Annotated in this window: 21 protein-coding genes; 12 read left to right on the forward strand and 9 right to left on the reverse strand. The window is 64.2% G+C overall.

Going from position 1 to position 20,540, the window contains the following annotated elements; translation table 11 throughout:
- Positions 1-86 precede the first annotated feature (86 nt).
- From X739_RS158975 to hrcA, 3 genes are all read right to left on the reverse strand, one after another.
- Positions 87-1,451 carry a sorbosone dehydrogenase family protein gene (locus X739_RS158975; protein ID WP_031251962.1) on the reverse strand — a complete coding sequence of 455 codons (1,365 nt, stop codon included), beginning with the start codon at positions 1,449-1,451 and terminating at the stop codon, positions 87-89.
- Between the two features lie 89 nt (positions 1,452-1,540).
- Positions 1,541-1,738 (reverse strand): hypothetical protein, encoded by a 198-nt coding sequence (locus tag X739_RS158970; RefSeq protein WP_015314792.1) that lies wholly within the window; start codon positions 1,736-1,738, stop codon positions 1,541-1,543.
- Between the two features lie 111 nt (positions 1,739-1,849).
- A complete protein-coding gene (gene hrcA / locus X739_RS158965) occupies positions 1,850-2,932 on the reverse strand; it encodes a heat-inducible transcriptional repressor HrcA (RefSeq protein WP_023771957.1) in 1,083 nt (360 codons plus the stop codon).
- 154 nt (positions 2,933-3,086) lie between these two features.
- Between hrcA and rph the strand changes: the two genes are divergently transcribed.
- The 9 genes from rph (at position 3,087) to X739_RS158920 (ending at position 11,088) form a co-directional block, all read left to right on the forward strand.
- Complete coding sequence (gene rph, locus X739_RS158960; protein ID WP_015314794.1) at positions 3,087-3,803, forward strand: ribonuclease PH; 717 nt, start codon at positions 3,087-3,089, stop codon at positions 3,801-3,803.
- A gap of 183 nt (positions 3,804-3,986) precedes the next feature.
- Positions 3,987-4,397, forward strand: a complete 411-nt coding sequence (locus tag X739_RS158955) for a VOC family protein (RefSeq protein WP_023771955.1) — start codon at positions 3,987-3,989, stop codon at positions 4,395-4,397.
- Positions 4,397-5,074 (forward strand): RdgB/HAM1 family non-canonical purine NTP pyrophosphatase, encoded by a 678-nt coding sequence (gene rdgB / locus X739_RS158950; RefSeq protein ID WP_023771954.1) that lies wholly within the window; start codon positions 4,397-4,399, stop codon positions 5,072-5,074. Before X739_RS158955 ends, rdgB begins: the two co-directional genes overlap by 1 nt.
- Positions 5,071-6,249, forward strand: a complete 1,179-nt coding sequence (gene hemW, locus X739_RS158945) for a radical SAM family heme chaperone HemW (protein ID WP_023793455.1) — start codon at positions 5,071-5,073, stop codon at positions 6,247-6,249. The genes rdgB and hemW overlap by 4 nt, the downstream gene beginning before the upstream one ends.
- A gap of 65 nt (positions 6,250-6,314) precedes the next feature.
- Positions 6,315-6,638, forward strand: a complete 324-nt coding sequence (locus X739_RS158940) for a low molecular weight protein tyrosine phosphatase family protein (RefSeq protein ID WP_023771952.1) — start codon at positions 6,315-6,317, stop codon at positions 6,636-6,638.
- Positions 6,639-6,735: 97 nt separating this feature from the next.
- The gene (locus X739_RS158935) at positions 6,736-7,707 is read left to right on the forward strand and encodes a GlxA family transcriptional regulator (protein ID WP_031251963.1); all 972 of its coding nucleotides are present in this window, start codon (positions 6,736-6,738) and stop codon (positions 7,705-7,707) included.
- 101 nt (positions 7,708-7,808) lie between these two features.
- Positions 7,809-9,113 carry a Xaa-Pro peptidase family protein gene (locus tag X739_RS158930; protein WP_023771950.1) on the forward strand — a complete coding sequence of 435 codons (1,305 nt, stop codon included), beginning with the start codon at positions 7,809-7,811 and terminating at the stop codon, positions 9,111-9,113.
- A gap of 325 nt (positions 9,114-9,438) precedes the next feature.
- A complete protein-coding gene (locus X739_RS158925) occupies positions 9,439-10,119 on the forward strand; it encodes an isochorismatase family protein (RefSeq protein WP_023771949.1) in 681 nt (226 codons plus the stop codon).
- An 18-nt stretch (positions 10,120-10,137) separates the two neighbouring features.
- Positions 10,138-11,088, forward strand: a complete 951-nt coding sequence (locus tag X739_RS158920) for an alpha/beta hydrolase (protein WP_023771948.1) — start codon at positions 10,138-10,140, stop codon at positions 11,086-11,088.
- A 19-nt stretch (positions 11,089-11,107) separates the two neighbouring features.
- Here the strand turns inward: X739_RS158920 and dnaQ are convergent, their stop codons facing one another.
- The 5 genes from dnaQ to X739_RS158895 all read right to left on the reverse strand — a co-directional run bounded on the left by dnaQ (position 11,108) and on the right by X739_RS158895 (position 15,053).
- Complete coding sequence (dnaQ, locus tag X739_RS158915; RefSeq protein WP_023771947.1) at positions 11,108-11,836, reverse strand: DNA polymerase III subunit epsilon; 729 nt, start codon at positions 11,834-11,836, stop codon at positions 11,108-11,110.
- An 86-nt stretch (positions 11,837-11,922) separates the two neighbouring features.
- Complete coding sequence (coaE, locus tag X739_RS158910) at positions 11,923-12,504, reverse strand: dephospho-CoA kinase (RefSeq protein WP_023771946.1); 582 nt, start codon at positions 12,502-12,504, stop codon at positions 11,923-11,925.
- The gene (locus tag X739_RS158905; RefSeq protein ID WP_023771945.1) at positions 12,501-13,358 is read right to left on the reverse strand and encodes a shikimate dehydrogenase; all 858 of its coding nucleotides are present in this window, start codon (positions 13,356-13,358) and stop codon (positions 12,501-12,503) included. Before X739_RS158905 ends, coaE begins: the two co-directional genes overlap by 4 nt.
- Positions 13,351-13,950, reverse strand: coding sequence for a Maf-like protein (locus X739_RS158900; RefSeq protein WP_023771944.1), 600 nt, complete (start codon positions 13,948-13,950; stop codon positions 13,351-13,353). The genes X739_RS158905 and X739_RS158900 overlap by 8 nt, the downstream gene beginning before the upstream one ends.
- A gap of 281 nt (positions 13,951-14,231) precedes the next feature.
- Positions 14,232-15,053: a pyruvate, water dikinase regulatory protein gene (locus tag X739_RS158895; RefSeq protein ID WP_023771943.1), complete on the reverse strand. Its 822-nt coding sequence runs from the start codon at positions 15,051-15,053 to the stop codon at positions 14,232-14,234.
- 404 nt (positions 15,054-15,457) lie between these two features.
- Between X739_RS158895 and hemE the strand changes: the two genes are divergently transcribed.
- The 3 genes from hemE (at position 15,458) to rho (ending at position 18,456) form a co-directional block, all read left to right on the forward strand.
- Positions 15,458-16,489, forward strand: a complete 1,032-nt coding sequence (hemE, locus tag X739_RS158890; protein WP_023771942.1) for a uroporphyrinogen decarboxylase — start codon at positions 15,458-15,460, stop codon at positions 16,487-16,489.
- Positions 16,489-17,025: a protoporphyrinogen oxidase HemJ gene (gene hemJ / locus X739_RS158885; protein ID WP_023771941.1), complete on the forward strand. Its 537-nt coding sequence runs from the start codon at positions 16,489-16,491 to the stop codon at positions 17,023-17,025. The genes hemE and hemJ overlap by 1 nt, the downstream gene beginning before the upstream one ends.
- Before the next feature lie 165 nt (positions 17,026-17,190).
- Positions 17,191-18,456, forward strand: coding sequence for a transcription termination factor Rho (gene rho / locus X739_RS158880; RefSeq protein WP_015314810.1), 1,266 nt, complete (start codon positions 17,191-17,193; stop codon positions 18,454-18,456).
- Positions 18,457-18,514: 58 nt separating this feature from the next.
- Here rho and X739_RS158875 read toward each other — a convergent pair whose 3' ends face one another.
- On the reverse strand, positions 18,515-20,533 hold the full coding sequence (locus tag X739_RS158875; RefSeq protein WP_023771940.1) for a thioredoxin domain-containing protein: 2,019 nt from the start codon (positions 20,531-20,533) through the stop codon (positions 18,515-18,517).
- Positions 20,534-20,540 lie beyond the last annotated feature (7 nt).

The following is a 20,540-nucleotide window of genomic DNA, read 5'->3' on the forward strand; positions in this document are numbered from 1 at the left end:
CTTGTCGCACGGGACGGCCTCCAGGAGAACGCCCTGAGCGCGGGATTCGCTTGCACCAGACGGCATTGGACCGGTTCGCAAGAAGATCAGGAGCGGTCGCCATTGTAAGTCACGCGCCAGATCGTGCCGTTGCCGTCCTCGGAGACGATCAAGGATCCGTCGCTGGCCACCGCAACGCCGACCGGGCGGCCCCACACTTCGCCATTGGAAACGACGAAGCCGGTCATGAAATCCTCGTATTCGCCGGTCGGCTTGCCGTCCTTGAACTTGAGCCGGACCACCTTGTAGCCGGTCCTGCTGCCGCGGTTCCAAGAGCCGTGCAGGGCAACGAAGGCGTCGCCTCGATACGCCTGGGGAAAGCCGGCGTCGGCGGGCAAATCCTTGCCATCGTAGAAGGCGATGTTGAGCGGCGCGGAATGCGCCTGCATCAGCACGTCGGGATTGTCAGCCTTGCCGGCGAGATCGGACCGCTCGCCCTTGTGACGCGGGTCCTCATTGTCGCCGATATAATACCAGGGCCAGCCATAGAAGGCGCCTTCCCTGACCGATGTCGCGTATTCGGCGGGCACATCGTCGCCGAGCCCGTCACGCTCGTTGACGACACACCATAGCGCGCCGGTCGCCGGCTGGACGGTCATGCCCGAACAGTTGCGCAAGCCGGTGGCGACTGTGCGGCCATTCTTGCCGTCGGGATCGAAGGCCCGGACCTCGGCCCGGCCCGCCTCGGAACCCCAACTGGCGCCGAGCGGCTCAGCCTTGGCCCAGGCGTCGAGCCCGCCCCTGGGCCTCTTGCCCATGTCCTCGGCGACATTCGAGCCGGAGCCGACGGAGAGGTAAAGTGTCTTGCCGTCGGGCGAGAAGGCGATGTCGCGGGTCCAGTGGTGGGTCGAGGGGATGTCACCGACGATGGTTTGCGGCTCGCCCGAGGCCTTCAGGTCGCCATTGCCATAGGCAAAACGCACGATGCTGTCGCTATTGGCGACGTAGACCCATTGCGGGTCCTTGCCCGGGGGATAGAAGGCAATGCCATAGGGCCGGTTGAGACCGCCGGCAAAGATACTTTTCTCAGCGGCTTTCGCGCTGCCCTTCGCCAGGCGATAGACGCGGACCTGGTTGGCCTTGCTGTCGGCAACGAACAGGTCGCCATTGGGTGCGATGCGCACGACGCGCGGATTGTCGATCCCCGAGGCGATCAACTCGGCCGAAAATCCCGGCGGCAGATGCGGCTTTGCATCCGCCGGCATGTCGATTACGCCGGCGCTATTGGAGGCGGATTCGGTGACATAGGGCTTCGGCAGGTCTTCCGGCTTGATCAGCCGGCGTATGCCGGGCCTGTCCGCCCGCCAGTCGCCGAAGGCGGCCGTACCTTTGAGCAGAGGCTGGTCCGCTTGCTGGGCGAGCGCCGCGGTCGTGATAAACAGTGCGGACATCGCCAGTCCAGCCAGTCGCATCACTTCCTCCAATCAGTCGTGAGGGAAATCAACGATCGGTTTGCCCGTGGGTTCCGTGACGCACAATGACTTGAAGCAACCTCCTGGAATCAGGTCCCGGCAGCGTAAAAATCGTCGTCCAGGCGTTTTTCCAATTCAACGAGATCGGCCGGCAACGGCAGGCCCATGGCGCGCATTTCCCGCAGTTTTTCGCGCAGCTGTTCCTGAATTTCGTGCTGGTCCTCCGGCTGGTTGACCATCTCTTCGAGCAGCAGACTGATCTGGGCCTTGAACGATTCGAGCGCCATTCTTTTTCTCCTTTGCAGCCCGTTTGGATTGGGTCCCGCCAGGAAAGTCATCGTCCTCGGGACGCGGTCGAATTCCGGCATGGAACCCAAAGCGATAATTCCTCGGCTCTCTTACCTCAGCATGCGGGAAATCAGCTGCGCCGTATAATCCACCATCGGCACGATGCGGGCATAGTTGAGCCGGGTCGGGCCGATGACGCCGAGCGCACCGACGACGCGGGCGTCCTTGTCGCGATAGGGCGCCACCACCAGCGACGAGCCCGACAGCGAGAACAGCTTGTTCTCCGAGCCGATGAAGATGCGCACGCCCGATCCCTGCTCGGCGAGGTCGAGCAGCTGGATCAGCCCGTCCTGCGTCTCCATGTCCTCGAACAGGTGGCGCAAGAGTTCGATGTCGGCCTGGGCGGTGACGTTTTCCAGCAGATTTGCGCGGCCGCGCACGATGAGCCGCGCCGGCAGGCCGCTTTCGGCGCCGGCCCACACCGCAAGTCCCTTCTCGACGAGGTCCTGCGACAGCGTGTCGAGGGCGGCTCTCGTCTCTTCCTTGATGCGGGCGATCTCGGTGCGCGCCTCGGCCAGCGTGCGGCCGCGAATATGCGCGTTGAGGAAGTTCGAGGCCTCGTGCAGTTGCGAGACGGTGATGCCGGCGGGCAGTTCGACGACGCGGTTCTCGACATCGCCATTCTGCGAGACCAGCACGGCAAGCGCCTTGGTCGGCTCCAGCTGGATGAATTCGATATGCTTGAGCGCCACCTCGTTCTTGGCCGCCAGCACCAGGCCGGCGCCGCGCGACATGCCCGACAGCATCTGGCTGGCCTCGGTCAGCATATGCTCAAGCGTCGCGCCCGAGCCGGAGGCCCGCACCTGTGCCTCGATGGTGCGGCGCTCCTCGTCGGAGAGGTCGCCAAGCTCCATGAAGGCGTCGACGAAGAAACGCAGGCCAGCCTGGGTCGGCAGGCGCCCGGCCGAGATGTGCGGCGCATAAATCAGCCCGAGATGCTCGAGGTCGCTCATCACGTTGCGGATGGTGGCGGGCGACAGCGAGGACGGCAGGATGCGCGACAGGCTGCGCGAGCCCACGGGTTCGCCGTCCCGCAGGTAGGAATCGACGATGCGCCGGAAGATGTCGCGCGAGCGCATGTCGAGTGACTGAAGAGCCAACGACTGCGAAACGGGATCGACTGCCTTGGTCATTCGGCCAAAAACCTCCGGTTCAAGGATATAGACTTCGGTGCGCCGCGCGCAACCCGGTGTCTGTGCCGGATCGCTCGGCCATTTTCCTTTGCACCACGGGCTTGGTGGGGCTACAAGCCGGCCACAATTCAAAAATGACAAGAAAGCAGGCCGAATGCGCCCCTCCAAACGCCAATTCGACGAAATGCGCGCCATATCCTTCGAGCGCGGCGTCTCCAAGCATGCCGAAGGCTCGTGCCTGGTGAAGTTCGGCGACACGCATGTCCTGTGCACCGCGAGCCTCGAGGAAAAGGTGCCTGGCTGGATGCGCAATTCCGGCAAGGGCTGGGTGACGGCCGAATATGGCATGCTGCCACGCTCGACCGGCGAGCGCATGCGCCGCGAGGCCTCAGCCGGCAAGCAGGGCGGCCGCACGCTGGAAATCCAGCGGCTGATCGGCCGTTCGCTGCGCGCCGTGGTCGACCTGCAGGCGCTGGGCGAACAGCAGATCACCGTCGACTGCGACGTCATCCAGGCCGATGGCGGCACTCGCACCGCTTCGATCACCGGCGGCTGGGTGGCGTTGTATGACTGCCTGCGCTGGATGGAAGCGCGGCAGATGGCGAGCGTTTCGAAAGTGCTGAAGGATCATGTCGCGGCGATTTCCTGCGGCATCCATGACGGCCAGCCGGTCATCGATCTCGATTATATCGAGGATTCCTCGGCCGGCACCGACGCCAATTTCGTCATGACCGGCAAGGGCGGCATCGTCGAGATCCAGGGCACCGCCGAAGGCGAGCCTTTCTCCGAAGAGCAATTCGCGGCCTTGATGGGCCTGGCCAAGAAGGGCATTTCCCGGTTGGTCAGCCTGCAGCAGATGGCGGTGGCCTGAGTTTTCGATGCCGAGCCTGGGCGCCCCCCTCTGGCCTGCCGGCTATCTCCCCCTCAAGGGGGGAGATCGGATGTTCGATCGGCTTTCGACATCTATCAACGGCGCAGGATGTGCGGCGGAGCTGAAACCGCCAATCTCCCCACTTGAGGGGGAGATGCCCGGCAGGGCAGAGGGGGGCGCCTCGTGACACCCTCCGCAATCCTGGAATCGGCCCTCTACGTCACCGACCTCGCTGAAGCAGAAGTCTTCTACACCGACATTCTCGGCCTCACTCCCCTCGGCAAGGTCGACGGCCGCCACCTGTTCTTCCGCTGTGGCGTGGGCGTGCTGCTCGTCTTCAACGCCGAGGCGACCAAAATTCCGCCCGCACCCGATGCAAGGCTGAAAGTGCCGCCGCATGGCGCGGTCGGCGAGGGCCATCTGTGCTTTGCCGCGACCGCCGATGAAATTGAGCTTTGGAAAGCCCATCTCATGGCGAAGAAAATCGCCATCGAAAGCGAATTCGAATGGCCGCAAGGTGGCCGTTCGATCTATATACGCGACCCTTCGGGCAATTCGATCGAGTTCGCCGAGCCGAGAATCTGGGGCCTTTGATGCATTCGCCAAACCTCCATGCGCTTGATGGCAAGAAGATCGTCGTCGCCAGCCACAATGAAGGCAAGCTGCGCGAATTCGCCGAGCTGATGGGGCCGTTCGGCTTCGAGGCGAAATCGGCCAAGGCGTATGGCCTGCCCGAGCCGGACGAAACCGGCACCACCTTCGAGGAAAACGCCTACATCAAGGCCTTTGCCGCCGCAAAGGCGACCGGGCTGCCGGCACTGTCGGACGATTCTGGCCTGTGTGTCGACGCGCTCGACGGCGCGCCCGGCGTCTATACAGCGAACTGGGCCGAGACTCCGGACGGATCGCGCGATTTCGCCATGGCCATGCAGCGCACCGAAGTGGCGATGCAGGAAGTTGGCGCGGCCACGCCCGAACGGCGCACGGGCCGCTTTGTCGCCGTCATCTGCCTCGCCTTTCCCGACGGCGAGGCCGAATATTATCGCGGTGAGGCCGAGGGCACGCTGGTCTGGCCGCCGCGCGGCGAGCTCGGCTTCGGCTATGATCCGGTGTTCCTGCCCAATGGCTTCGACAAGACCTTCGGCGAAATGAGCGCGGAGGAAAAGCACGGCTGGAAACCCGGCCAGGCGACGGCGCTGTCGCACCGCGCCCGCGCCTTCCAGAAATTCGCCCAAGCCCGGCTTGGTTCGGTGAGGCTTGGCTCGGCATGATCGGATCCGGCACCACCATGGCTCTCGACCGCGGTCCCGGCTTCGGCGTCTACGTGCATTGGCCGTTCTGCGCGGCCAAGTGCCCCTATTGCGACTTCAACAGCCATGTCCGCCACCAGCCGGTCGACCAGGAGCGCTTTGCCGCGGCCTTCGAGGCCGAGTTGGCAACGATGCGCCAGCGCACCGGGCCACGCGAAGTGACCAGCATCTTCCTCGGCGGCGGCACGCCGTCGCTGATGAAGCCGGAAACCGTGGCCAGGGTCCTGGACTCCGTGGCCAGGAACTGGACGGTGCCTGACGGCATCGAGGTAACGCTCGAGGCCAACCCGTCCTCGGTCGAGGCGGAGCGGTTTCGCGGTTACCGGGCGGCGGGCGTCAACCGCGTCTCGCTCGGCGTGCAGGCGCTGAACGACAAGGATTTGCGTTTTCTCGGCCGGCTGCACAACGTAAGGGAAGCCTTGCACGCCATCGGGCTCGCGCGCGACATCTTTCCGCGCCTGTCCTTCGACCTGATCTATGCGCGTCCCGGGCAGACGCCAGAGGATTGGCAGGCGGAACTCGAACAGGCGATCGGCCATGCCGCCGACCACCTATCGCTGTACCAGCTGACCATCGAGGAAGGCACGCCCTTCCATGCGCTGCACGCGGCGAAGAAATTCGTCGTTCCCGATAACGACCACGCCGCCGATCTCTATGCACTGACGCAGGAGATCACGTCGGCGCACGGCCTCCCGGCCTACGAGATCTCCAACCACGCCAGGCCGGGGGCCGAAAGCCGGCACAATCTGACCTACTGGCGCTACGGCGAATATGTCGGCGTCGGCCCCGGCGCGCATGGCCGCTTCGTCGAGAACGGCCATCGTGTGGTGACCATCGCCGAACGGATGCCGGAAACCTGGGCCAATCTGGTCGAGGCCAAGGGCCATGGCATCACTGGCGGCGAGCTCCTGACGCGCTCCGAAGAGGCGGACGAGTTTCTTTTGATGGGGCTCAGGCTCGCCGAAGGCATCGACCTCTCCCGCTACGAGGCCTTCTCCGGGCGCGGCCTGTCGAGCGCGCGGCTGTCGGTGCTGCAGGGCGAAGGCCTGGTGGCGCCGATCGGCAATTCCCGCCTGCGCGCCACGCCGGCCGGTATGATCGTGCTCGACGCCGTTGTGGCCGATCTGGCGCGGTAGAGCATGATCCCGAAAAATAGGAACCGGTTTTCGGACGAGATCATGCTCACCAAGAGACAGTAACGTTGAAAAACGTCCTTTTCGTCTGCAGCCAGAACCGCTTGCGCAGCCCGACCGCCGAGCAGGTGTTTTCCACGCGGCGCGACATCGAAGTCGCCTCGGCCGGCACCAATCATGATGCCGACGCGCCGCTGACGCACGAACTCGTCGGCTGGGCGGACATCATCTTTGTCATGGAGAAAACCCACCGGACGAAACTGCGGAAGCAATTCAGTGCTGGCCTGAAGGCGGCCAAGGTGATCTGCCTCGACATCCCCGACGACTATGAATTCATGGACCCGGAGCTGATCGCGCTTCTGAAGGCGCGCGTGTCCCGGTATCTGGACTGAGCGCTTGCGTTCGCCCCTTTGCCTTCGGCCGAACACCGTTGACCCCGAAGCCCATCTGCCCGAATTGTAGCCCCCGATCCTCCCGGCTCCGGACGCCATGGCCACGCGCGAACCACCCAAACCCTCGGACCCCCCGCTCACCTTCGCGGTGCTGGTGTTCCCCGGCTTTCCGATGATGGCGTTCAGCTCGGTCATCGAGCCACTGCGCGCCGCCAACCTACTGGCGAAGCGGCAATGCTACCGCTGGATCATCGTCGGGGCGACCCAGGGTCCGGTCGAGGCCTCGAACGGCGTCGTCATCCAGCCAGGCTTTTACGCCGAGGCAGCGCCCAAGGTCGACCGCATCGTGGTCTGCTCTGGCGGCGACGCCGATCATCTCGTCGCCGAGGACGCCGCGAGCTGGATCCGCCGCAGCCTGCGCGCCGGCGCTCATATCGGCGCGGTCGCGGATGCGGCGTTCTTCCTGGCCCGTGCGGGCCTGCTCGACGGCCATGCCTGCACCTTGCACTGGACCAGCCAGGCCGCCTTCACCGAGGCCTTTCCCAACATCGAGCTGCGGCGCGATCTCTATGTGATCGACCGCAAGCGTTTCACCTCGGCCGGCGGCGTCGGCAGCCTCGACATGATGCTGGAGATCATCACCCGGGATTACGGCGCCGAACTTGCCGCGGGCGTCGCCGAGTGGTTCGTGCACAGCCAGTTGCGCTCCAGCGTCGACCGCAAGCTGATGCCCTTGCGCCTGCGCACCGGCGTGCAAAACGAACTGGTGCTGTCGGCCATCGCCATCATGGAGGACGCGGTGGAGGAGCGGCTCGGCATGGCCGAGCTGACGGCAAGGCTCGGCGTTTCCTCCGACAAGCTCGAGCGCTCCTTCCGCTCCGAACTCGCCATCTCGCCCAATGGCTATTATCGGCGGCTCAGGCTGAAACGCGCCGCCGACCTCTTGGCGCACTCGACGCTGGCTGTGCGCGACGTGGCGCTGGCCTGCGGTTTTGCCTCTATGTCGAGCTTTGCCCGTGCCTTTCGCGAGGAGCACGGCCATCCGCCGAAGCTGGCGCGGCGGCATTAGCTCAGCGGCATACCGCATAACAAACGCGGTTTTTCGCACAATGTTTTCTCACCTTCTGCGCCATGGTCTCGCCTTGCAATCCAGCCAAGGCCAGGCACCCCATGAGCATCGTCGTATTCGACCCAGACAGCACCGAGGACGTCGACTTCAAGGATCGCATGCGCCACCCGGCCGCGGCCGATCCGGCCGGCGGCATGTGGCTGTCAGACACCGAGCCGTCCTTCATCGATGCCGACGCCTTGCGCAAAGGCCGGCTCAACAAACTGCGCGGCTGGATGCGTGACGCTGGCTATGGCGGCGTCGTGCTGTTCGATCCCTACAACCAGCGCTATGCCACCGGCTCGCGCAACATGTTCGGTTATTTCCTGCGCAACTCGACCCGCTATTTCTTCATTCCGACCGACGGGCCGATCGTGTTGTTCGAATATCCGCAGAGCTACCATGTCTCGATGGTGCTCGACACGATCGACGAGGCGCGTCCTTCCAAGCTGGTCTGGTCTTCGGTCTCCGGCCGCGACGACGAGACCGCCGGGCCCTTCGCGGACGAGATCGCCGAACTGCTGAGAAGGCACGGCGGCGGCTCGATGAAACTCGGGCTCGACCGCTGCAGCCATTTGCAGGCCTTGGCGCTTGAAAAGCGCGGCTGCGAGGTTCGCGATTGCCAGGGCGAAATCCTGGCCGTGCGCGCCGTGAAGACGCCGGAGGAGGTGAAATGCCTGCAGGTGTCGATGGCCGGCGCCGAGGCCGCCGTCTATGCGGTGCGCGAGGCGATCAAGCCCGGCGTCTCCGAAAACGATCTGTTCGCCATCATGTATGGCGAGGTCATCCGCCAGGGTGGCGAATTCATCGAGACCCGGCTGCTGACCTCGGGCCAGCGCACCAATCCGTGGTTCAACGAGGCCAGCGGCCGCAAGATCAGGCCCGGCGAATTGCTGGCGCTCGATACCGACACGATCGGCTGTTACGGCTATTATTCGGATTTTTCCCGCACCTTCCGCTGCGGGCCGGGCAAGCCGACGCCTTATCAGAAGTCGCTCTACCGCATGGCGCACGATCAGGTTCAGCATAATATTTCCATCGTGAAGCCCGGCATGGCGTTCCGCGAGATCGCGGAGAAGGCGTGGAAAATTCCGGACCGCTTCGTCGACCAGCGCTACACCTCGGTCATGCACGGCGTCGGCATGCATGGCGAGACGCCGTTCATCGCGCATGCCATGGATTACGAGACCTATGGCCGCGACGGCCATATCGTGCCAGGCATGGTGGTGAGCGTGGAAAGCTATATTGGCGAGAAGGGCGGCCGCGAAGGCGTCAAGCTGGAGGACGAAATCCTGATCACCGAGACCGGCACCGAGCTCCTGTCGCGCTTTCCCTATGAGGATGAGTTTCTGGAGACGCAGGTTTGATGTGGGTTGGCCACCTCACCGTAAACGGGCGAAACACCCCTCGCTTCGTCATCCCAGGGCGAAGCAAGGAGCGTTGCGACGCGGCGCGGACCCTAGGATCCAAGCCGCGACTTCAGCGCGCCGGCAACGGTGCGGATCTGCTCCAATGCACGCGACGGTCGAGGTCACCGCATGGATCCTCGGGTCTGCGCGTCCGCTTCGCTCCCGCTCCGCCCGTGGATGACGAAGTCGGGGAGGCTTCGGCCGGCCTGCAAGAGTTCCGACAGCCCACGGGACGGAAAGGCGTTGGCTTTCGAACCAGGCGCGCTCGCATGAGACCACTCGCATGAAAAGCCCTATCTCCCTCAAGCGCGGCACGGTGGCCGCCGTGTTCATCGACCTGCAGGAAGAGCACCGGCAGGACAAGCGCTACCTTGTCGAGGGCTACGAAAGAATCCTCGCCAACGTGCAGCGCCTACAGGCGGCGGCGCGGCAAAACCATGTGCCGCTTCATCACTGGGCCTATATCGTCGATCTCGACAGCCAGGACCGGCCCTTTCATCCGGTCGGCGAAGACGGCAAGTCGGCCTTTTCCGACAAGAGCGACCCGCTGACCGAGATCTGCCACGAGGTGGCGCCAGGCAATGGCGAGGCGGTGCTGATCAAGGCCGAGGCCAGCGCCTTCCGCTCCGGTCCGGCTGGCGACCGGCTCAAGGCTTCCGGCATCGAATGGCTTGTCATAGCTGGCGTGTGGACCGAGGCCTGTATCGACGCGTCGGTCAGGGATGCCGTGGCAAGGGGCTTTCGCGTGCTTTTGGTCAAGGATGCCTGCGGCAGCGGCAGCATGGCCATGCACCAGACCGGCATCCTCAACCTAGCCAACCGGCTCTATGGCGGCGCGGTTACCGACACCGGCGGCGCCTGCCGGCTGCTGGCCGGCGAGATGGTCACCGTCTGGCAGGTCGAAGGCTCGGTACCCCTGCGCTTCACTTTTGAAAACGCCGCCCATCTCTATGCCGAGCTTTGACGTGCCCCTCGGACTGAAATGACCAGCCGCGGCAAATACGGACCATGGCTCGACCCGGCGCTCTGGGCCTATATCGACAGCGTCAACGCCTGGTACCCGCCCGAGATCGTCGGCCTGCCGATCGACAAGCAGCGCGCGGTCTATGCCAGGATGTGCCGGGCCTTCCACCAAGGCCGCCCGCCCGGAGTCATGGCCACGGACAGCCTGGTCGCCGCTTCGAGCCATGATATCCCGGTTCGCCGCTACCGGCACGCCGGCGCCACACCGCGCGCGACGGTGCTCTATTTCCACGGCGGCGGTTTCATCCTCGGCGGGCTCGAAAGCCATGACGACATCTGCGCCGAAATCTGCGCCGGCACCGGCTTCGACGTGCTGTCGGTCGGTTACCGGCTGGCACCCGAGCATCTCCACCCGGCCGCCTTCGACGATGCGCTGGTGGCTTTCGAATGGGCGGCAGCGACCAGCGAGTTGCCGCTCTTGCTCTGCGGTGAAAGTGCGGGCGGCAATCTGGCGGCGGCGGTGGCACAGGCCACGCGTCACCATCCGCGCGCCGCGATCGGCCAGGTGCTGATCTATCCCGATCTCGGCGGCAACGAGGCGATCGGCTCCTACGTCGAACACGCCGATGCGCCGTTGCTGTCGACGAGCGACGCCGCCTTCTACCGGGACCTGCGCTCAGCCAGAAAGCAATCGCCCGACGATCCGACCTTCTCGCCGCTGCGCGACCGCGGCTTTTCCGACCTGCCGCCAACGGTGATCGTCACGGCCGAATGCGATCCGCTGTCGTCGGACGGCGAAGTCTATCGCGACCTTGTCCTGGAGGCCGGCGGCAAGGCCTGGTGGCATGAGGAGCCCCGCCTCGTGCACAGTTTCCTGCGCGCCCGCACGACCGTGCCGGCCGCGGCGGAGGCTTTTGCGCGTATCATTGCGGCGGTTGCCGCGCTGGGCCGGAGGGAGTGGCCCTACTGAGGCCGCTCCTCGGATGGTTTTACGAGGACAGCGCCTGGGCTGCTTGCTGGGGGGAGGCTTTCAGCCACAGCGCCTTTTCGCCGAGCGTCGCGACCATGGCGGCGTGCGCCATGCGCTCCGCTTCGGTCAGGCGCGGCACAAGCGGCGCCGGGCGCTCGGCAACGATGATCTCGATATGCCTGACATTGTTGCCGCCCTGGGCCGGCGCGGTGGCGCTGTCGAGGATCAGTGCGGCCTGCTTGCCGCCGATCAGCTCGATATAGACCTCTGCCAGCAATTCGGAATCGAGCAGGGCGCCGTGCTTGGTCCGCTTGGTATTGTCGATGCCGTAGCGCCGGCACAGCGCGTCGAGCGAATTGGGTCCCATCGGGTGCTTGCGGCGCGCCAGAGCCAGCGTATCGACGACAAGCCCGTTATCGACAGGCGGATGACCGAGCCGGCCAAATTCGACATTGAGGAAGCCGATATCGAAGGTGGCGTTGTGGGCGACCAGCTTGGCGCCTTCCGTGAATTTCAGCCATTCCTCGGCGATTTCGGCGAAGCTCGGCATGCCCGCGAGATCGGCCGCGCTGATGCCGTGCACGGACTGCGCCTCGGCATGGATCGCGCGGCCTTGCGGGTTAATATAATGATGGAAGGTCCTGCCGGTCGGAAAGCGATTGACCAGCTCGACGCCGCCAAGCTCGATGACGCGGTCGTCGCGCGAATCGAGGCCGGTGGTTTCCGTATCGAAAATAATCTCGCGCATCGAATCAGGTTGCTCCTGGGAGCAGAATCGTCAGGCCGGAACAAAATGGCAATGGGCAATGCTGACGGCCTGCGTCAGGAGCCGACTTATCCCTTGATTTCGGCAATGACCGAAGCAACCGCCGCACGCGCGGCGTCCAGCCCCTCGCCGGTGTCGATGACGAAATCGGCCAGCCGGCGCTTTTCGGCATCCGGCACCTGCTTGGCCAGAATCGACGCCAGTTTTTCCTCGCTCATGCCAGGCCGCGCCAGCACGCGCCGGCGCTGGACTTCGGCCGGCGCCGTCACCACGACGACCTTGTCGACGCGGCCACGGCCGCCCGTTTCGAACAGCAGCGGGATGTCGAGGACCACGAGCGATTCGCCTGCGTCGAGATGCCTGGCCAGGAAGGCATCGGCATCGGCACGGACCAGCGGGTGGACAATGGCCTCGAGTTTTTTCATGGATGCCGCATCGCCGAGCACACGGGCGCCGAGCTTCGCGCGGTCGACGCTTCCGTGAACCGTGGTGCCTGGAAAGGCGGCCTCGACCAGGGGGGCCGCCTTGCCGGCATAGAGGCGGTGCACCGTCTCGTCGGAATCATGCACCGGCACGCCTGCTTCGGCGAACATCCCGGCCGTGGTCGACTTGCCCATGCCGATCGATCCGGTGAGGCCGAGCACGATCATGGTTTCGGCGCCGGAGATTTGGGCACCAGATCGGCAACGATGAGTGAGCGCAGTTCAGCCGTCACCTTCGGCCTGACGCCGAACCAGCGTTCGAAGCCGGGCACCGCCTGGTTGAGCAGCATGCCGAGCCCGTCGACCGTCTTCAGCCCTCGTGCCCGTGCGGCGGCGAGCAGGGGGGTCTCGAGCGGCACATAGACGATGTCGTTGACCACCGCGTGGTCGGGCAGCAGTCTGGGGTCGGCGGGCAGACCCTCATTGCCCTGCATGCCCAGCGCAGTTGTGTTGACCAGCAGGCCGGCGTCGCGCAGCAATTCGCCGGTCGCGGCCAGGGGATGCGCCGACACCCCGCCGCCAAAGCGGTCGCGCAACTCCATTGCCCGGGCGAGCGTGCGATTGACGATGCGGATGTCGCCGACGCCGCGCTCCTTCAGCGCATGGATGACGGCACGGGAGGCGCCGCCGGCACCCAGCACCACGGCCGGGCCGTTGGACGCCCAGCCCGGAGCGTGGTCGTCGAGATTGGCGGCAAAGCCATGGCCGTCGGTGTTGCCGCCCCACAAAGTGCCGTCCTCGAACCACAGCGTGTTGACGGCGCCGATCTCGTCGGCCGCATGGTCGCGGCGCGCGACCCTGGCAAAAGCCGCCTCCTTGTGCGGGATGGTGACGTTGCCGCCGCGATAACCGTTCGCCTGCAGGGTCGCCAGGAATTCGGCGAAGTATTCGGGCGCGACATCGATCGCCCGATAACTGCCTTCAATGCCATGCTTGACCAGCCAGTGACCGTGGATCATCGGCGAGCGCGAATGTTTTATGGGGTGGCCGGTGACGAAGGCCTTTTTCGAGGTTTCAGCCATCGATGGCTCCCAGTGCGCGCAGCTCCGCCAGCAACGGCAGCAGCGGCAGGCCGACAATGGTAAAATGGTCGCCTTCGATTTTTTCGAACAGCTGGATGGCTTCTCCCTCGACCTGGTAGGCGCCGACACTCGACAACGCCTTGACGCCGACACGGGCCAGATGCCGGCCGACGAAGGCGGGGTCGAGCTTGCGCATGGTCATCGAGGCGATGCCGACATGGCGCCACAGCACCTTGCCGTCGCGCACCAGCACGGCGGCGCTGTTGAGCTGATGGGTCTTGCCCGACAACGCCAGGAGATGGCGGCGCGCGCCCTCCATGTCGGCCGGCTTGTGGAACACCTCGTCACCGAGCGACAAGGTCTGGTCGCAGCCAAGCACCAGTGCCCCGGGCCTGCGCTCGCTGACGTCGGTGGCCTTTGCTTCGGCGAGCACCAGGGCGACGTCCTCGGGCGAGGCGCCGCTGTCCTGCAAGGGTGCTTCCAGCGCCCGCTCGTCCAGCGTCGCGGGAACCGGCTCGATGTCGACGCCGGCATGGACCAGCATCGCCTTGCGGAACGGGCTGCCTGAAGCGAGGATGATTTTTTCCGTCATTTTTGCACTCGGGCACAGACATAGGCGCGGTTGGAGTGTGAGCTGTTTTACTCGTTAAAGTTAGCGCCGCCCTCATTGTCCTGCCGGACATTTCTCCCCGCATAGAGACAGGGAGAAGGGGCAGCTTCAACGTGGGCTCTCTCTTCGGCCACGCTGGTGATTGGCGAAACCATCGACGACATGGCCCCTCTCCCCGTCTCTATACGGGGGAGGATGCCGGCAGGCAGGTGAGGGGCGGCGCCGACCCTCCGCGGCAAGCCTCGGAAAACCTCTTGGCTGATCTATCGCGTCTTTCCCCGCAGGGCAACGATCGCCGCCGCCGTTTCCTCGATCGAGCGGCGGCTGACGTCGATCATCGGCCAGCCGTGTCGGGTGCAGATCTGGCGGGCATAGGCGAGTTCCTCGTTGATGGCGGCGCGGTCGACATACTCGGTCGGCACATAGGTGCTCGAATTGCCAAGGATGCGGTTCTGGCGCACATGCGAGATGCGCTCGGCGGTGGCGATCAGACCGACGACCAGCGGCGCCCTGGCGTTGACAAGGCTTTCGGGCACCGGCACGCCGAGCACGATCGGGATGTTGGCGGTCTTGATGCCGCGATTGGCGAGATAGATGCTGGTCGGCGTTTTCGAGGTGCGTGAAATGCCGATCAGCACCACATCGGCGTCATCCATGTTTGCCGGCAGCTGGCCATCATCATGGTCCATGGTGAAGTTGAGCGCATCGATGCGCCGGAAATATTCGGCGTCGAGAACATGCTGGGCGCCGACGCGGCGGCCGGCCGGCGTTCCGAGATAGGACTGGAAGACAGTCAGCACGGGCTCCAGCACGGACACGCAGGGCAGGCCCATGGCCGCGCAGCGTTCGTCGATGCCATGCGCCAGCTTCTGGTCGACCACCGTGTAGAGGATGATGCCCGGCTCCTCCTCTATGTCCTCGAAGACCTTGGCTATCTGCTTTTCGGTGCGGATGAGCGGGTAGATGTGTTCGATGGCGCGTGCATCCTTGTATTGCGCTGACGCCGCGCGGCCGGCGGCGAGCAGGGTTTCGCCCGTGGCATCGGAAATCAGATGCAGGTGGAAGAAGCTCTGGGGTTTGTTCACAGGGATCACCTGGGGCTGTGGGCGGATGTGGATAAGATCGGACCGGCAGGCATGCCGGCCGGAGGCGACTGTATCAGATGCCGGTTTGTCCACAATTCGATGCGCTGTCAGCTTCTCCGGGCGGCTGGGGACAAGTCCGTGGACGAGGAGTTTTGCCGTTTGACTGTCCACAGGGCAGGCCTCGAGGGCATCTGACCTAGCGCATTGACTCCAATGGCGGATTCCTGATTGTCCCCAGAACCCTGCCAGTCGCGGTAGGGAATGCGCGACAATATGCTTGCTGGCGTTTTGGCGGCCAAAGCGGGACAGGTGACAACCACCACAACCAACAGACTCTTAGAATCAGAAGACTCTTTTAAAATAAGATATTTGATTAAGAGGAAGCCGGGAGAGGCGAGCGCTCGATGCGTGCAAGACGGATCATGCTGGATGTGCTGAAAGGCGAGGCGGTGTTTCCTCCTCCGCTCTGGATGATGCGACAGGCCGGGCGCTATCTGCCGGAATATCGTGAGACGCGAAGACGGGCCGGCTCGTTCCTTGATCTCTGCTACGACCCCGACCTTGCCGTGGAAGTGACGCTGCAGCCGATCGAGCGCTTTGGCTTCGACGCTTCGATCGTGTTTTCGGACATCCTTGTCGTTCCCCATGCGCTTGGTCGCGATGTGCGCTTCGAGGAAGGGCGTGGGCCGTTGCTGACGCCGATTTCGGCGGCCGAGATTCCGGCGCTGGGAAGCGACATGTTTCACGTGAATCTCGAACCGGTCTACGAGACGCTTCGCCGGCTGCGGGTGAAATTGCCCGACGAGACGACGCTGATCGGCTTCTGCGGCGCCCCGTGGACGGTCGCGACCTATATGATCGCCGGCCACGGCACCCCCGACCAGGCGCCGGCGAGGCTGTTCGCCTACCGCGAGCCGGCGGCGTTTAGGCAGTTGCTGAAAGTGCTCGCCGACCATTCGGCGTCCTACCTGATCCGGCAGATCGAGGCCGGCGCGGACGTTGTGCAGATTTTCGATTCCTGGTCGGGCGTGCTCGACGATGCGTCCTTCGAACGCTTCTGCGTCGAGCCGGTGGCCGAGATCGTCAGGCAGGTTCGGGCGGTCCATCCCGACGTGCCGATCATCGGTTTTCCCAAGGGCGCCGGCGCCCGCTATCAGAGCTATCGCGAGAAGACCGGCGCGACGGGGCTGGGCATCGACTGGACGGTGCCGCTGGAGGCCGCGAAGGCGTTGCAGCGGCAAGGCGCCGTCCAGGGCAATCTTGACCCCTTGCGGCTGGTCGCCGGCGGGCAAGCGTTGGCGGATGGCGTCGAAGCGATCCTCCAGGCGCTGGGGAATGGGCCGCTGATCTTCAATCTCGGCCACGGCATCACGCCGGAGACGCCGGTGGCGCATGTCGAGGCGATGGTAAAACAGGTTCGGAGCGCGGCACGCTGATGGCTGACAGAGATAACACCAACAGCGCCGGCCAAGCGATGAAGCGCATGGTCGTTGGCATTGCTGTCCTGATCGTTCTCACCGCGCTTTTGTTTTTCTTCGCGCCGGAAAGCTTCTACCCCTGGGCAAAGGCGATCCATATCCTCGCCGTCATCTCCTGGATGGCTGGGATGCTTTATCTGCCGCGGCTGTTTGTCTATCACGTCGATGCGCCGAAAGGCTCCGTGCAGTCGGAGACTTTCAAGGTGATGGAGCGGCGTCTGCTGCGCGGCATCATCAATCCGGCGATGATCCTCACCTGGGTCTTCGGGCTGTGGCTGGCCTGGAAGATCTTTGCGTTCCAGGGCGGCTGGCTGCATGCCAAGATCGGCCTTGTGCTGATTTTGTCCGGTGTTCATGGTTATCTGGCGGCCGCGGTGCGTAAATTCGCCGAGGACCGCAACGAAAAACCAGCAAGACACTGGCGGATCGTCAACGAGATCCCCACATTGCTGATGATCGCAATCGTGATCCTGGTCGTCGTGAAGCCCTTCTGAGGCTTCATCGGACCCGCTCAAAAGGCGGCTTGCTCTTTCAGCCGACCGACGATACAAGACGGGTCTTCCTTCCCGTCATGCGCCGCCCGTCATTGCTTTCGGCCGCGCCCGGCATTTGTCGCATCCCGCCGATCTTTCCCCCAAAGCCTACCCAGAGTCCGTCTAATGCAAGAAATGAAACTCACCGAGTTCAAGAACAAGAAGCCGCCAGAGCTGATCGCTTATGCCGAATCGCTCGAGGTCGAGAACGCCAGCGTCATGCGCAAGCAGGAACTGATGTTCGCTATCCTGAAGAAGCTCGCCGCCCAGGACATCGAGATCATCGGTGACGGCGTGGTCGAGGTGCTGCAGGACGGTTTCGGCTTCCTGCGCTCCGCCAATGCCAACTATCTGCCAGGGCCCGACGACATCTACATTTCGCCGTCGCAGATCCGGCGCTTTTCGCTGAAGACCGGCGATACGGTCGAAGGACCGATCCGCAGCCCGAAGGAGGGCGAGCGCTATTTCGCGCTGCTCAAGGTCAACACGATCAATTTCGACGATCCCGAAAAGATCCGCCACAAGATACACTTCGACAATCTGACGCCGCTCTATCCGACCTCGCGGCTGAAGATGGAGGTCGACAATCCGCCCGGCAAGGACATATCGCCTCGCGTGATCGACCTGGTGGCGCCGATCGGCAAGGGCCAGCGCGCGCTGATCAACGCACAGCCGCGTACCGGCAAGACGGTGCTGTTGCAGAACATCGCGCACTCGATTACCGCCAATCATCCGGAATGCTACCTGATCGTGCTGCTGATCGACGAGCGTCCCGAGGAAGTCACCGACATGCAGCGTTCGGTCAAGGGCGAAGTCATCTCCTCGACCTTCGACGAGCCTGCGGTGCGCCACGTCCAGGTCGCCGAAATGGTCATCGAGAAGGCCAAGCGGCTGGTCGAGCACGGCCGCGATGTAGTGATCCTTCTTGATTCGATCACTCGGCTGGGCCGCGCCTACAACACCGTCGTGCCGTCCTCCGGCAAGGTGCTGACCGGTGGTGTCGACGCCAACGCGCTGCAGCGCCCGAAGCGTTTCTTCGGCGCCGCGCGCAACATCGAGGAAGGCGGCTCGCTGACCATCATCGCCACCGCGCTGATCGACACAGGCAGCCGCATGGACGAAGTCATCTTCGAAGAGTTCAAGGGCACCGGCAACTGTGAAATCCAGCTCGACCGCAAGGTGGCCGACAAGCGTATCTATCCGGCCATCGACATCCTCAAGTCCGGCACCCGCAAGGAAGACCTGCTGGTGTCGCGCCAGGACCTGCAGAAGATCTTCGTGCTGCGCCGCATTCTGGCGCCGATGGGAACCACCGACGCGATCGAGTTCCTGATCGACAAGCTGAAGCAGACCAAGACCAACGGCGATTTCTTCGATTCGATGAACACGTAATCGAGGCGCGGCAGGGCCTTCTCCTCGTCATCCTCGGGTCAAGCCGGGGATGACGGGATCACTTTCGCCGCAACAATCCTTCCAATTCATCGGCATCCGTCACCATCGGCAGGCAGACCTGACCGGTGCACAGCCAAGCGCCGCGCCGGTTGGTCGGCGGCAGGATTCCGCCGGGCAGCAACGGTCGATTCGCCGCCGTACCGATTGGCACGGCGATATCGACGCGGCGCGGATCCGGGTTTCGATTCGCCACCGGAACGAGCTTCGGATCCTCCAGCTCGTCCACGATGACCAGTTTCAACGGCTCGACGGCAAGCGCACAGGCATTGACGATACCCGCCTGGCCATAGGCCTGCTGCGCGGCGCGGCCGGCGGCATGCTCGGCGGTTTTCCACGCCTTCTCCTGCAAGGCGAGACTGCCAATAATAGAAGCGAGCCGGACCTGGGCCTCGATGATCTGGCTGGTGGCTGAGGGGATGGCCTCGTCGACATCGCCCCTGATGCGGATCGGCACATCGGTGGTGTCCGAGGCGGTCAGATAGTAGCCTTTGCCTTCCGTGTCGGCGTGCCAACGGTCGAGCTGTTCAAGGAACCGGCCGGCCTGGTCGACATAGCTCCAGTCATCAGTGGCTTCGAACAGCGAGATCGCCGCGTTGGTCATGGCGGCATAGTCGCTCGACAGTGCGGGAAACAGCTTCCGGACGCCAAGCATGGAGTGCGGCAAGCGACCGTCGCGGCCGGCTTTGCCGATATGGGCAAAGGCCTTGGCCGCGGCCTCGATCCAATCCGGCCGCGCCAGCGAACGACCCGCCTCGGCGATGGCGGAGATCATCAGGCCGTTCCAGTCGGTAAGGGTCTTTGCGTCCAGGCCCGGCCTGACGCGTTGTTCGCGGACAGCGAGAAGCCTTGCCTTGAGCGGGACAAGCCGTTCCCGGTCGGCAACACCAAGCGCCTGCTGGGAGAGGGTCTGATGGATCACCGGCTTACCTTCCCAACCGGGCGGGCTGGAGAGAGTGAAGTACTTGAAAAACCAGACTGATTCGTCCCCCAGAACGGATTCGATCTCCTCCCTGCTCCAGGTGTAGAACAGACCTTCCTCACCATCGCTGTCGGCATCGAGACTGGCGGCAAAGGCGCCGCCTTCGACGCGCATTTCGCGCAGAAGCCAGCCGACCGTATCCTCGATTCGGAACCGGAACAAATCGTTGCCGGTCGCCGCGAGAGCCCAGTTGCAGAAGCGGATGAGCTGCGCGTTGTCGTAGAGCATTTTCTCGAAATGCGGCACCAGCCATTCGGCGTCCGTCGAGTAGCGGCTGAGCCCACCGCCAATGTGATCGTGGATGCCGCCGCTGAGCATATGTTCGAGGCTGACGAGGACATCGTCGCGATGTGCGGTATTGCCGTCGCGCAGCCAGGACAGCCACAGCGTCTGCATGAACGGCGCGTTCGGGAATTTCGGCGCGCCGGCGAGGCCGCCGCGATCGCGGTCGATCATGCCACCGACGCGGCCGGCGAGGTCGGACAGCGTATCGCGATCGAGAACCGCCTTGGAATGCGTGGCCGAGAGCCGCGCCTCGACATGCGAGGTCAGGCCGTCGGCGCTCTGGTGCAGGCTTGCCCTTTTTTCCCGCCAGGCCTTGTCGACCGCTTCCATCACCTGGATGAACCCGGGACGGCCATAGCGCGGCTGGCGGGGGAAATAGGTGCCGCCCCAGAACGGCTTGCCCTCGGGGGTCAGGAACATGGTCAGCGGCCAGCCACCTTGCTCGCCCATCGAGGAGAGGGCCGCCATATAGATCTGGTCGATGTCGGGTCGCTCCTCGCGGTCGACCTTGATATTGACGAACAGACGGTTCATGACGGCGGCTACGTCGTCATTCTCGAAGCTTTCATGGGCCATGACATGGCACCAGTGGCAGGCGGCATAGCCGATGGAGAGCAGGATAGGCCTGTCCAGCGCTTTTGCCTCCGCCAGCGACGCCGGTGACCATCCGCGCCAATGCACGGGGTTGCCGCTGTGCTGCTGCAGATAGGGGCTGGCCTCTTCGGCAAGCAGGTTTTGCGCGGGCAATGTCACAATGGCC

Origin of the sequence: Mesorhizobium sp. LNHC209A00 (genome assembly GCF_000502915.1) — a bacterium.
Classification (GTDB): Bacteria; Pseudomonadota; Alphaproteobacteria; order Rhizobiales; family Rhizobiaceae; genus Mesorhizobium.

Excerpts from the sequence above, each read along its gene's own strand:
- X739_RS158975 (WP_031251962.1), bottom strand. The coding sequence starts at position 1,451 with ATGCGACTGGCTGGACTGGCGATGTCCGCACTGTTTATCACGACCGCG.
- X739_RS158970 (WP_015314792.1), bottom strand. The coding sequence starts at position 1,738 with ATGGCGCTCGAATCGTTCAAGGCCCAGATCAGTCTGCTGCTCGAAGAG.
- hrcA (WP_023771957.1), bottom strand. The coding sequence starts at position 2,932 with ATGACCAAGGCAGTCGATCCCGTTTCGCAGTCGTTGGCTCTTCAGTCA.
- rph (WP_015314794.1), top strand. The coding sequence starts at position 3,087 with ATGCGCCCCTCCAAACGCCAATTCGACGAAATGCGCGCCATATCCTTC.
- rdgB (WP_023771954.1), top strand. The coding sequence starts at position 4,397 with ATGCATTCGCCAAACCTCCATGCGCTTGATGGCAAGAAGATCGTCGTC.
- hemW (WP_023793455.1), top strand. The coding sequence starts at position 5,071 with ATGATCGGATCCGGCACCACCATGGCTCTCGACCGCGGTCCCGGCTTC.
- X739_RS158935 (WP_031251963.1), top strand. The coding sequence starts at position 6,736 with ATGGCCACGCGCGAACCACCCAAACCCTCGGACCCCCCGCTCACCTTC.
- X739_RS158930 (WP_023771950.1), top strand. The coding sequence starts at position 7,809 with ATGAGCATCGTCGTATTCGACCCAGACAGCACCGAGGACGTCGACTTC.
- X739_RS158925 (WP_023771949.1), top strand. The coding sequence starts at position 9,439 with ATGAAAAGCCCTATCTCCCTCAAGCGCGGCACGGTGGCCGCCGTGTTC.
- X739_RS158920 (WP_023771948.1), top strand. The coding sequence starts at position 10,138 with ATGACCAGCCGCGGCAAATACGGACCATGGCTCGACCCGGCGCTCTGG.
- dnaQ (WP_023771947.1), bottom strand. The coding sequence starts at position 11,836 with ATGCGCGAGATTATTTTCGATACGGAAACCACCGGCCTCGATTCGCGC.
- coaE (WP_023771946.1), bottom strand. The coding sequence starts at position 12,504 with ATGATCGTGCTCGGCCTCACCGGATCGATCGGCATGGGCAAGTCGACC.
- X739_RS158905 (WP_023771945.1), bottom strand. The coding sequence starts at position 13,358 with ATGGCTGAAACCTCGAAAAAGGCCTTCGTCACCGGCCACCCCATAAAA.
- X739_RS158900 (WP_023771944.1), bottom strand. The coding sequence starts at position 13,950 with ATGACGGAAAAAATCATCCTCGCTTCAGGCAGCCCGTTCCGCAAGGCG.
- hemE (WP_023771942.1), top strand. The coding sequence starts at position 15,458 with ATGCGTGCAAGACGGATCATGCTGGATGTGCTGAAAGGCGAGGCGGTG.
- hemJ (WP_023771941.1), top strand. The coding sequence starts at position 16,489 with ATGGCTGACAGAGATAACACCAACAGCGCCGGCCAAGCGATGAAGCGC.
- rho (WP_015314810.1), top strand. The coding sequence starts at position 17,191 with ATGCAAGAAATGAAACTCACCGAGTTCAAGAACAAGAAGCCGCCAGAG.